The 10,696-nt window shown below is 67.4% G+C and carries 10 protein-coding genes; all 10 read right to left on the minus strand.

Features of this window, described 5'->3' with window-relative positions:
• Positions 1–11: 11 nt before the first annotated feature.
• Positions 12–383, minus strand: a complete 372-nt coding sequence (locus tag ACQYVW_RS08615; protein WP_434946698.1) for an ExbD/TolR family protein — start codon at positions 381–383, stop codon at positions 12–14.
• A 348-nt stretch (positions 384–731) separates the two neighbouring features.
• Positions 732–1,148, minus strand: coding sequence for an ExbD/TolR family protein (locus ACQYVW_RS08620; protein WP_434933167.1), 417 nt, complete (start codon positions 1,146–1,148; stop codon positions 732–734).
• A gap of 14 nt (positions 1,149–1,162) precedes the next feature.
• On the minus strand, positions 1,163–1,591 hold the full coding sequence (locus ACQYVW_RS08625) for an ExbD/TolR family protein (RefSeq protein ID WP_434933165.1): 429 nt from the start codon (positions 1,589–1,591) through the stop codon (positions 1,163–1,165).
• A 27-nt stretch (positions 1,592–1,618) separates the two neighbouring features.
• Entirely contained in the window at positions 1,619–2,359 is a 741-nt protein-coding gene (locus ACQYVW_RS08630) for a MotA/TolQ/ExbB proton channel family protein (protein WP_434933164.1), read from the minus strand.
• A 72-nt stretch (positions 2,360–2,431) separates the two neighbouring features.
• Positions 2,432–3,100, minus strand: a complete 669-nt coding sequence (locus ACQYVW_RS08635; RefSeq protein WP_434946699.1) for an energy transducer TonB — start codon at positions 3,098–3,100, stop codon at positions 2,432–2,434.
• A 137-nt stretch (positions 3,101–3,237) separates the two neighbouring features.
• A complete protein-coding gene (locus tag ACQYVW_RS08640; protein WP_434946700.1) occupies positions 3,238–4,452 on the minus strand; it encodes a tetratricopeptide repeat protein in 1,215 nt (404 codons plus the stop codon).
• An 86-nt stretch (positions 4,453–4,538) separates the two neighbouring features.
• Positions 4,539–5,330 carry a M48 family metallopeptidase gene (locus ACQYVW_RS08645; protein WP_434946701.1) on the minus strand — a complete coding sequence of 264 codons (792 nt, stop codon included), beginning with the start codon at positions 5,328–5,330 and terminating at the stop codon, positions 4,539–4,541.
• A gap of 158 nt (positions 5,331–5,488) precedes the next feature.
• Positions 5,489–7,936 (minus strand): DNA topoisomerase (ATP-hydrolyzing) subunit B, encoded by a 2,448-nt coding sequence (gene gyrB, locus ACQYVW_RS08650; RefSeq protein WP_434933160.1) that lies wholly within the window; start codon positions 7,934–7,936, stop codon positions 5,489–5,491.
• Positions 7,937–8,078: 142 nt separating this feature from the next.
• Positions 8,079–9,173, minus strand: a complete 1,095-nt coding sequence (gene recF, locus ACQYVW_RS08655) for a DNA replication/repair protein RecF (RefSeq protein ID WP_434946702.1) — start codon at positions 9,171–9,173, stop codon at positions 8,079–8,081.
• A gap of 115 nt (positions 9,174–9,288) precedes the next feature.
• The gene (dnaN, locus tag ACQYVW_RS08660) at positions 9,289–10,389 is read right to left on the minus strand and encodes a DNA polymerase III subunit beta (protein ID WP_434933158.1); all 1,101 of its coding nucleotides are present in this window, start codon (positions 10,387–10,389) and stop codon (positions 9,289–9,291) included.
• Positions 10,390–10,696: the final 307 nt, after the last annotated feature.

Genomic DNA, 10,696 nt, shown 5'->3' on the forward strand with positions numbered 1-10,696 from the left:
GAGCGGCCGCCTCACTGGCGCAGGAAGCCGACTCTCGCCAGCCCCGCGTTCTCCGCCGCAGCCAGGACCTGCACCACGGCCTGGTAGTCCGCATCGCCGGCCGCATCGATCTGCAGCATCGGCTTCATCCGCGTACGGTCTGCCGCTGCATCGCGCATTCGCGCGAGCAATTCCACCCGGCCGGTCTCCTCGCCATTCCAGAACACCTGGCCGGAGGCGCTGATCCGCAGGGCCACGGGCGGCGGCGCGGGCTGGTCCGGAAGCGGGCCGGCTTGGGGAAGGTCCAGATCGACCTGCCGCGACAGCGCCGGGGCAGTCACCATGAAGATGATGAGCAGAACCAGCAGGACATCGCACAAGGGGATGATGTTGATCTCGGCCATCGCGGGAGTCCCCCGCCCGGCCTGACTGGCGAACGCCATGACGCACCTCCTGTCTGGATGGATGCGACTTCGACGCTGCGCCACTGCCGGTCCGCCCGCAAGTACGACCAAGGTCGCGGTCGGTCGTTCGCGCGCATGCGCGGCATGCCGTGCAAGCATCCCTGTCTGCCGACCGTGTTGCCGGGCCACCAGGACCCGCATCCATCCGACGCGGGAGCGCCACACGACCCCGCGCCCAGCCACTCGCTTGGAGAGACCCAAAAAAAACGCCGCCCAGGGGGCGGCGTTGAAGACTTGCGGTAAGCGGCCGGCGCGCTGCAGGCGACGCCGGACGGTCGTGCGCTACTTCTACTTCTTGACGAAACCGATCTTCTGCATGTGCGCGTTCTTGGCCGAGGCGAGCACCTTGGCCAGCACGCCGTACTCCGCATCCTCGCTCATGTCGATCTCCAGCGTGGGCTGGTTGCCGGCATCGCGCTGGACTTCCGCGTCCATCATGGCCCGCAACGCCGAAATCGGTGTCGGGCTGTCGTTCCAGTAGACAGTGCCGCCGGCGTCGATCCGCAGGCGGATCGGCTCTGGCGGTTCCTGCGGGTTCTGCGGCGGGTTGATCGAACGCTGCGGCAGATCGATGTCGATCGGATAGGACACCTGCGGCGCGGTGACCATGAAGATGATCAACAGCACCAGCATGATGTCGCACAGCGGAATGATGTTGATCTCGGCCATCGGCGCGCCATCACCACCACCGGATGAAAAAGCCATCGTGCGTTCTCCGATCAGTTCTTTTCGCGGGCCGAGACGAAGCCCACCTTGCGCATGCCCTTCTGCTGCGCAAGGGTCACCACCTCGTTGACGATCCGGTACGGCGTGGTCGCATCGCCACGCACGTTGACGGCAGGTTGCGGCGTCTTCTGCGCTTCCACCGCCAGCGTGCTGTCGAGCATGTCCATCGTGACCGGCTGGTCGTTGAGGTACAGGTTGCCATTGGACGTGATCGCGACGGTCAGCGGAGGCGCCGGAGGCGCCTCGCTGGGACGTTCGTCGAGATTGGCCTCGGGAAGGTCGACCTTGACCTTGTGGGCCATGAGCGGCGCCGTGACCATGAAGATGATCAGCAGCACCAGCATCACGTCGACCAGCGGCACGATGTTGATCGTGGCGTTGACCTTGTCGTGGCCGCCGTCACCGCCTGAGCTGAAGGCCATGTCGGATCTCCGTCAGTCTGATATCGATCAGCGGGCTTCGCCGACGCGGGCGCCCGTGGCGAAGAAGTCGTGCAGGTCGTGCGCGAAGGTGTCGAGCTTGGCATTCACGCCGCGGTTGAGGCGGACGAAGAAGTTGTAGCCCAGCACCGCCGGGATCGCGACGGCCAGACCGATCGCGGTCATGATCAGCGCCTCGCCCACGGGACCCGCGACCGCGCCGATGTCGGCCTGGCCGGTGGCACCGATGCGGATCAGCGCGTTGTAGATACCCCACACCGTGCCGAGCAGACCGACGAACGGAGCGGTGGCACCGACGGTGGCGAGCACGGTCAGACCGTCTTCGAGGCCGGCCGACTCGCGGGTCACCGCCTGGCGCAGGGCGCGGTCGACGAATTCCGAGCGGCTCAGCGACTCGGCCAGACGCGAACCGTCGTGACGCTGGTGGTGGGCGGCGGCCTGGGCGGCGTCGAGCGCGACCTTGGAGAAGGGCTCGCTACGCGGCTGCTCTTCCATGAAGCGGATCGCATCCTGCGCGTTGGGGGTTTCCCAGAACGTGGCGATGACGCGGTCGGAGTTCTTCTTCAGGCGGATGTGCTTGAAGAAGTTGTAGATGATCCAGTAGATCGAGAGCACCGACATGAGGATCAGGACGATGAACACGATCCAGTTGACCACTGTCATGTGTTCGATCAGGTTCGCGAAGCCCATCTGGGTCAGTGCTTCGGCGTTGCCTCCGGTCGATGGGGCGGCGGTGGTTTCCTGCAGCATGACGCTTACCTTTTTGAATGTTGTTGAAGTGTAGGTGTGGAACGGTGTAACGGGAATCGTGTTGCGGGTCGATCAGCCGCCGAGGTTGAAGTCCACCGGCACGCGGACGCGCCCGGCGGCCGGCTGGCCATTGACGATCGAGGGATTGAAGCGCCAGCGGCGGGCGGCCTGCATCGCGGCGCGGTCGAGGTCGCGGTTGCGACTGGACTTCTCGACCGAAACGTTGGTCACATTGCCGTTCGCGTCCACGTCAACCACCAGGATCACGGTGCCCTCGATGCCGGCGCGCAGGGCGGACGGCGGGTACTGCGGAGGATTCATGGCACGCGAAGAGATGTCGACGCTGGCACCGATGTCAGGCTGGGCCGCGGGCGGCGCAGGCGGTGCCGGCGGCGGCGCGGGCGTGTCGACCGGCGAGGGATCGTCGAACACCACCGGCGGCTCCTCCGGAGGCGGCGGCAGCGGCGTCGGCTGCGGCGGCACCAGTTCCTTGATGGGCTGGGGCTTGGGCGGCTCGGGCGGCGGCGGCGGCGGCGGGGGAGGCGGCGGCGGCGGTTCGATGATCACCACGCGGGTAGCGTCATCGTCCTGCTTCTCGGCTTGGGGGGGCGTGGCGGGTGCCAGCAGCAACAACAGTGCCGCGGCATGGATCGCCACCACCAGGGTGAATCCGGCGATTCGCGCCCAGTCCAGACCTTCGTCTTCGTCTTTCTTGTCGGTCGTCGGCAAGCGTTCGGTCATGCGTTGAACTCAAGTCTGGCCGGGCGCCGCGCGCCCGGGGTCGTGTCGTAACCGTTGCCGACTTTTCGGCGACGGGAATTTCCAAGCTTATACCAATCCGTGGGCCTGATACCAACCGGTTTCCTACGTGACGAAGATCAATTGCTCCGGGCAAGAATGCGCTTGGCTTCGTCCGGATTCCTGATGCCCTTGTCAAGTGCCGACTGGGCTGCCTGCTTGGCTTCCGGCAGCCGTCCTTCGTTGGCGAGCAGCTTGGACAGGTTGAGGTAGGTCTCGCCCGTGGGCGCGAGCGGCGCGGCCTTCTGGTAGGCGTCGATCGCCTGCTGGATCTGCTGCGGTTCGCCGAAGTAGTAGGCCTGGGCGAGCGCGACGTAGGTCTGGTGGTCGGGCTTGAGGATGTTCTTCGCCAGCCCCTCGTTGATGACCTCGATCGCCTTGGCCTGGGCGTCGTCCAGGCTCAGGTACGACGCCATCAGGTTGCGGTACTCGCGCTCTTCGGTGAGCTCGCCCTTGGCGCGCAGTGCTTCGTACACCGCGGCCGCCTTGTCGTACTGGTCGGTCTGCAGGTAGGTGGCGGCGAGATTGAGCTGCGAGCGCTTGTCGTCCGGCGTGCGTGCGGCGATCTCCTCGGCGAGCCGCGCCGCTTCCGCGCCCTGGCCCGACTCGGCATAGGCCGCCATCAGCAGCTGCTGGTACTCGGGCTTGGCGTCGGCAGAGTCGACCAGCGGACGCAGCACGGCGATGGCCTCGGGATAGCGCTCCAGGCGCAGCAGCACGTTGCCCTTGACGGCCGCCAGCGCGGGGTCGGTGGTGCTGGTCTCGGTCTGCAGGCGATCGATGGTGGCGAGCGCTTCGTCGTAGCGCTCTTCCTGCGCGTGGAGCTGGGCGACGATGTTCATCGCCTCGTAGTGTTCCTCGTTCTTGAGCCCGTCGAACTGCACGGCCTGCTGGAAGTACTCGAGCGCCTTGGCGTCGTCCTGGCCAAGCAGGGCGGCGCCGGCGATCCGTCCGGCCATCGACTTCTCATAAGCGTTGGACTTCTCGTCGGCGATGATCTCGTCGGCCAGGCCGCGGGTCTTCTCGGTTTCCTGCGCCTCATACGCATCCGAGAGCTTGCTGAGGCGGCTGCCGCCGCTGCGCGAGGCGCGGGCTTCCGGCTCCTCCCGGGTGGCGGCCGCGTAGCGCGGCGCGGCCTTGTCGGTTTCGGCGCGCGCTTCGTTCTTCTTGGCCCGTTCCGCCCGACGCTCCTCGGCGCGGGTCGCGCCCTGCGCCATCGCGGTGGTGGTGGCCAGCATCAGGCCGGTGGCCATCATCGCGGTCAGCAGGCGGGTCGGGAGGGTCTTGTAGGGCATGGGTCTCACCTGGTTCGTGCGCCACGGGGCGCAAGGGCTGGAAAGGATGGCGTGAAGTGGGGCGTGCAGAAAGGCCGCCGGGAGGGTCAGCCGCAGCTGGGACGGCGTCCCGCGGCGCGGGCCTGTTCCCAGACGGGCGTGAGCTGATCGGCGCGCGCCTGCAGTTCGGAGATCCGGCTCTGCGGATCCGGGTGCGTGGACAGCCACTGCGGCGGTCGGTTGCCGCCGGCGGCGATCATGTTCTGCCACAGCGCGACGGCGGCGCGCGGATCGAAGCCGGCCTGGGCCATCATCCGCTGGCCGACCACGTCGGCCTCGGTCTCCTGCGCGCGAGATCCGGGCAGGAGGAAGCCGGTCTGGGCGAGCATGCTGCCGCCCTGGGTGGCCAGCTGCCCATAGTCGCCGGCCAGCGCCCCGAGCAGCTGCACGGCACCGGAGGCGCCCATCTGCCGGGTGATGCGTTCGTCGTGATGGCGCTCCACCACGTGCCCGATCTCGTGCGCGACCACGGCGGCAAGCTGGTCCTGGTTCTTCGCCACCGAGAACAGGCCGGTATTGATGCCCACCTTCCCGCCGGGGAGGGCGTAGGCATTGGGCTCGTTCACGGCGAAGACAGCGCTCTCCCAGGCGAACCCCCGCTGGTTGGCCGGCAGCTGCCGCACCAGGGCGTCGACCACGCAGCGGACGTAGGCGTTCTGGCGCGCATCGGTGGCCAGCGGACCCTTCTGCTTGGCCTCGGTGAAGGCCTGCGCGCCGAGCTGGTCGAGCTGCTGCTGCGACACCGCGCCGACGTACTGGGTACGGCCGGTCGAGGAGGTGGTGGTGGCACACGCCGCAAGCGATGCGACGATGACCAGCGATGCGATGGTGTGCCTCATGTTGGGGCCCCTGCGGTTCGCCGCGAGTGTGGCGGCGGCCATCTTAATTTTTCGTCAACCCGACGACGGCAGCGATGCCGTCGGGAAGCTTGTGCAGGGTCCCTTGCATGCGGCAACGCGCGCCCGCCGCCCGGGGGGCGGCGCGGCGGCGGCGACCGCTAGATGTCCAGGTTGGACACCTTCAGCGCATTATCCTCGATGAACTCGCGGCGCGGTTCCACCACGTCGCCCATCAGGGTGCTGAAAATCTGATCGGCGGCGACCGCGTCCTCGATCCGCACCTGCAGCAGGCGGCGGGTTTCCGGGTTCACCGTCGTGTCCCACAGCTGCTCGGGATTCATCTCGCCCAAGCCCTTGAAGCGCTGGATCTGGCGGCCCTTCTTGGCCTCCTCCAGCAGCCAGGCCTGGGCCTGGGCAAAGCTGGTGATGGCCTGGGCGCGGTTGCCGCGCAGGATCTGGGCGCCCTCGCGGACCAGGCCGTGCAGCAGGGCCGCAGCCTCCTTGAGCGCACGCAGTTCGCCGCCCTGGAACGCCGACAGCGGCAGCACCTGGATCGCTTCCACGCCCATGTGGCGGCGCCGAGCGATCAGGGCGGCTGGACGGTCTTCACGTGCCGCCTGCCACTCCAGGGCGTAGCGCGGACGGCCGAGGCCCTCGCGGTTGAGGCGTTGCTCCAGCGCGTCGAGCTCGTGCCGCTCGTCGGTATTGGCGCTCAGCGCCTCCGGCTCCAGCGGGGTGAAGTCGATCAACGCCTCGAGCAGCAGCGGATCGTAGCGGTGCGCATTGCGCGCGATCGCTTCGCGCGCGCCGGCATAGGCCAGCAGCAGCCGCTCCAGCGCCGCCCCTTCGATCGGGGGTTCTCCGGCGGCGGGCACCAGGGCCGCGCCATCGACCGCGTTGCCGGCGAGGTAGGCATCCAGCGCCGCATCGTCCTTGAGGTAGAGCTCGGTCTTGCCCTGCTTGATCTTGTACAACGGCGGCAGGCCGATGTAGATGTGGCCGCGCTCGAGCAGTTCGGGCATCTGCCGGTAGAAGAAGGTCAGCAACAAGGTGCGGATGTGCGAGCCGTCCACGTCCGCGTCGGTCATGATGATGATGCGGTGGTAGCGCAGCTTGTCGGGGTTGTACTCGTCCTTGCCGATGCCGGTACCCAGCGCGGTGATCAGCGTGCCGACCTCGGCCGACGAGAGCATGCGGTCGAATCGCGCGCGCTCGACGTTGAGGATCTTGCCGCGCAGCGGCAGCACCGCCTGGTTCTTGCGGTTGCGGCCCTGCTTGGCCGAGCCGCCCGCCGAGTCGCCCTCGACGATGAACAGTTCGCTGAGCGCCGGATCCTTCTCCTGGCAGTCGGCCAGCTTGCCCGGCAGGCCGGCGATATCCAGCGCGCCCTTGCGCCGGGTCAGGTCGCGGGCCTTGCGCGCGGCCTCGCGGGCGCGCGCGGCATCGACGATCTTGCCGGCGATCGCCTTGGCCTCGTGGGGGTGTTCCTGTAGAAACTCCTCCAAACGTGCAGCGAACGTGCTGTCAACGACCGGCCTGACGTCAGAACTGACCAGCTTCTCCTTGGTCTGCGAGGAAAAGCTCGGGTCCGGCACCTTCACCGACAGCACCGCGATCAGGCCCTCGCGCATGTCGTCGCCGGAGAAGCTGACCTTGGCCTGCTTGGCGATACCGTTCTGCTCGATGTAGTTGCTGAGCGTCCGGGTGAGCGCCGAGCGGAAGCCCTGCAGATGCGTGCCGCCATCCTTCTGCGGGATGTTGTTGGTGAAGCAGAACATCGTCTCCTGGTAGGAGTCGGTCCACTGCAGCGCCACCTCGACGGTGATGCCGTTCTGCTCGCCGGTCACCGAGATCACGTTCGGGTGCAGCGGCGTTTTCAGCTGCGCCAGATGTTCGACGAAGCTGCGGATGCCGCCCTCGTACTGGAACACGTCGCGGCGGCCCTCGCCACGCTCGTCGGCCAGGACGATCTTGACCCCGGAGTTGAGGAAGGACAGTTCGCGCAGGCGCCGCGCCAGGATGTCGTAGTGGAACTCGGTGTCGCTGAAGGTCTCGCCCGAGGGCCAGAAGCGCAGCGTCGTGCCCTTGCGGGTGGAGGCCTCAAGCTGCTTGAGCGGATAGACCGGCTCGCCCAGCGCGTACTCCTGCTGGTGATGGAAGCCGTCGCGCCAGATATCGAGCATCAGCTTGGAGGACAGCGCATTGACCACCGACACGCCCACCCCGTGCAGGCCGCCAGACACCTTGTAGCTGTTGTCGTCGAACTTGCCGCCGGCGTGCAGCACGGTGAGGATCACCTCGGCGGCCGAGCGGTTCTCTTCCTTGTGGATGTCGACCGGGATGCCGCGTCCGTTGTCGGACACCGAGACCGAGCCGTCCTCGTGGATCGTCACCACCACCTCGTCGGCGTGGCCGGCCAGCGCCTCGTCGATCGAGTTGTCCACCACCTCGAACACCATGTGGTGCAGGCCGGTGCCGTCGTGCACGTCGCCGATGTACATGCCGGGCCGCTTGCGCACGGCCTCGAGGCCGCGCAGCACGGTGATCCGGCTGGAATCGTAGGCCTGGCCGGCAGCGGCCGTCGGGATCTGGGTTTCTTCGGTCATTCGCACCACCGTGCGCCGCGGCGCGGGATCTGCCCGTACGGCGACACTTTAGTTATTGGAACGGAAGCGCCAATTATAGCGCGCCGGGGCTTCGCCAGGGCCGAAGCGCCAGACGCGCGCTTACCGAGGGGGCGCTCCGCATTCAGGCCGGGCGCACACAACCGTGTTCCACGTGGAACACCGCCATCGGCCAGCCGTCCGCCTCTGTCAGGGCCGGGCCCGCCTCGGTTCCGGTCACGAACACCTGGGCGCCGCTCGCACGCAGCCGCTCGAGCAGGCGGGCCTGATGATCCCGATCCAGCTCCGACGCGAGATCGTCCAGCAGGAAGATCGGCCAGTGGCCGCGGCACTGCGCGAAATCCTCCGCCTGCGCCAGCAGGCAGGCCAGAGCCGTCAGCTTGGCCTGGCCGCGCGACAGAGTCTCGCCAGCGGGACGCCGGACATGCAGGACCCGCCAGTCCGCCCGATGCGGGCCGACAGACGTGAAACCGGCCGCCTGATCCCGCTCGCGAGCGAGCAACAGGGCGTCGCCCAGCGGCATCTGGTCGCGGCGCCAGCCCGGACGGTAATCCAGCACGCCCTCACCCAGCTGCGGCACCAGGGCGGTGGATAACAGGGCGAAGCGCGGCTGCAGCCGCCCGAGGTAGGCGCGCCGCTCCTGATCCAGCAGTTCGCCGGCACCGGCCAGTTCCACATCCCAGGCATCGAGCTGGGTGCCTGGCGCGCGTTGCTTGAGCAGGGCATTGCGCTGCTTGAGTGCCCTCGCGTAACGACGCCAGAGCGGGTGGAACCGGCCCTGGTCGTGTTCCACGTGGAACAAACCCCAATCGAGGTAGCGGCGACGCGCCTCGGCGCCGGCGGTCACCAGCGCGTGGCTCCCCGGCTCGAAGCTGATCGCGGCAAGGGCGGCGCAGAGTTCCCCAAGCTGCTGGACCGGGGCGCCGTCCAGCCGCCCAGTCCAGGCCTGCCCGCTATGCCGGAGTCCGGCGCGACGGCGCACGTCGCCGGGTTCGTGCCACTCGGCAAACACCTCCAGCGCCTCGGCGCCGGTACGCACCAGCCCGTCCCGTATCCGGCCCCGGAAGCTGCGGCCATAGGCCAGCAGGTGGATCGCCTCCAACAAGCTGGTCTTGCCGGCGCCGTTGGCTCCCAGAACCAGATTCAGCTGGGGGGCAGGGGCCAGCTCCAGGGCTTCGAGGTTGCGTACACCCGTCGCTGACAGTCGGGTCAGATGCATGAACGGTCTCGACGGGCTGCGTACGGCAGCACAGTGATTTTCGACGGCGTGAAACGACTTCGCCCGGCCGGGGCCGGGCGAAGTCCAGGTTCCACGTGGAACACCGTCAACTGCATCAGAGCCGCAGCGGCATGACCACGTGGCGGCAGCGTTCGCTGGAGGCCTCGCGCACGAGGGCCGACGAATTGGCGTCGCGCAGCTGCAGCACCACCTGCTCGTCGCGCAGGGCGGACAGCGCATCGAGCAGGTAATTGACGTTGAAGCCCACGGCCAGGCCATCGACCTTGGTCTCGGCCTCCACTTCCTCCTGCGCTTCCTCCTGTTCCGGGTTGTGCGCGTTGATCCGCACCAGCCCAGGCGACATTTCCAGCCGCACGCCGCGATACTTCTCGTTGGACAGGATTGCGGCACGCTGCAGCGAGGCGCGCAGGGCCTCGCGGTCGATCAGCACCTCGCGGTCGGCGCCGATCGGGATCACCGCCTCGTAGTCGGGGAAGCGCCCGTCGATCAGCTTGCTGGTGAAGGTCACATCGTCGCGTTTGATGCGGATGTGGTTGCGGCCCATTTCCAGCACTACCGCACGGTCGCCGCCTTCGAGCAGGCGCTGCAGCTCCTGCACGCCCTTGCGCGGCACGATGATCTGGCGCTTGGTCGGCACGGCCTCCTCTAGCGCGGTTTCGCACAGCGCCAGGCGATGGCCATCGGTCGCCACGCAGCGCAGACGCTTGTCTGCCAGGTCGAACAACAGGCCATTGAGGTAGTAGCGCACATCCTGCTGGGCCATCGCGAACGCGGTGCGCTCGATCAGTTCCTTGAGCGCGGTCTCGGGCACGCTGACGCGTTCGGTCGCCTCGACCTCGTCCACCGAGGGGAAATCGTTGGCAGGCAGGCTGGACAGGGTGAAGCGGCTGCGTCCGGCCTGCACGGTGATCTTGTCGCCCGACTGGCTGAGCGTGACCTTGCTGCCATCGGGCAGGGCGCGAACGATGTCAAACAGCTTGCGCGCCGGAATGGTGGTCTCGCCGTCCTGGGCGTCATCGACCGCGACCCGCGAGACCATCTCGACCTCGAGGTCGGTACCGGTCAGCGACAGCTGGCCACCGGAGACCTGGGTCAACAGGTTGGCCAGCACCGGCAGGGTCTGGCGCCGCTCGACGACGTTGACCACTTGCGCGAGTGGTTTCAGGAGAGCTTCGCGTTGCAGGCTGAAACGCATGCGTTGGATTCCTGTAGCAATGCTTTTAGAAACGGATAAAAACTTAAAAGCGGTGGTGCTGGGGGGCCTGCATAGCGGGCACAACTCGATTAACCGGTTGATTTCGCTCGTAATTTTGGCTTGAAACCGATGTGGACAACGATACCCACCCATGCGGGGAAAGCTGTGGATGGTTTTCGCCCCTGACGGTTGTCCACAGCTTGTGCGGGTGCTGTCCACCAACACACAACATGTAGTGTAGCGAAGGTTTCAGGTGCCGGCGCGCCGGTGAACCCGGGCGTGTTGCGGACGGCAGCAGGGCTCGCGA

It is taken from the genome of Luteimonas campi, from assembly GCF_051162505.1.
Classification (GTDB): Bacteria; Pseudomonadota; Gammaproteobacteria; order Xanthomonadales; family Xanthomonadaceae; genus Luteimonas.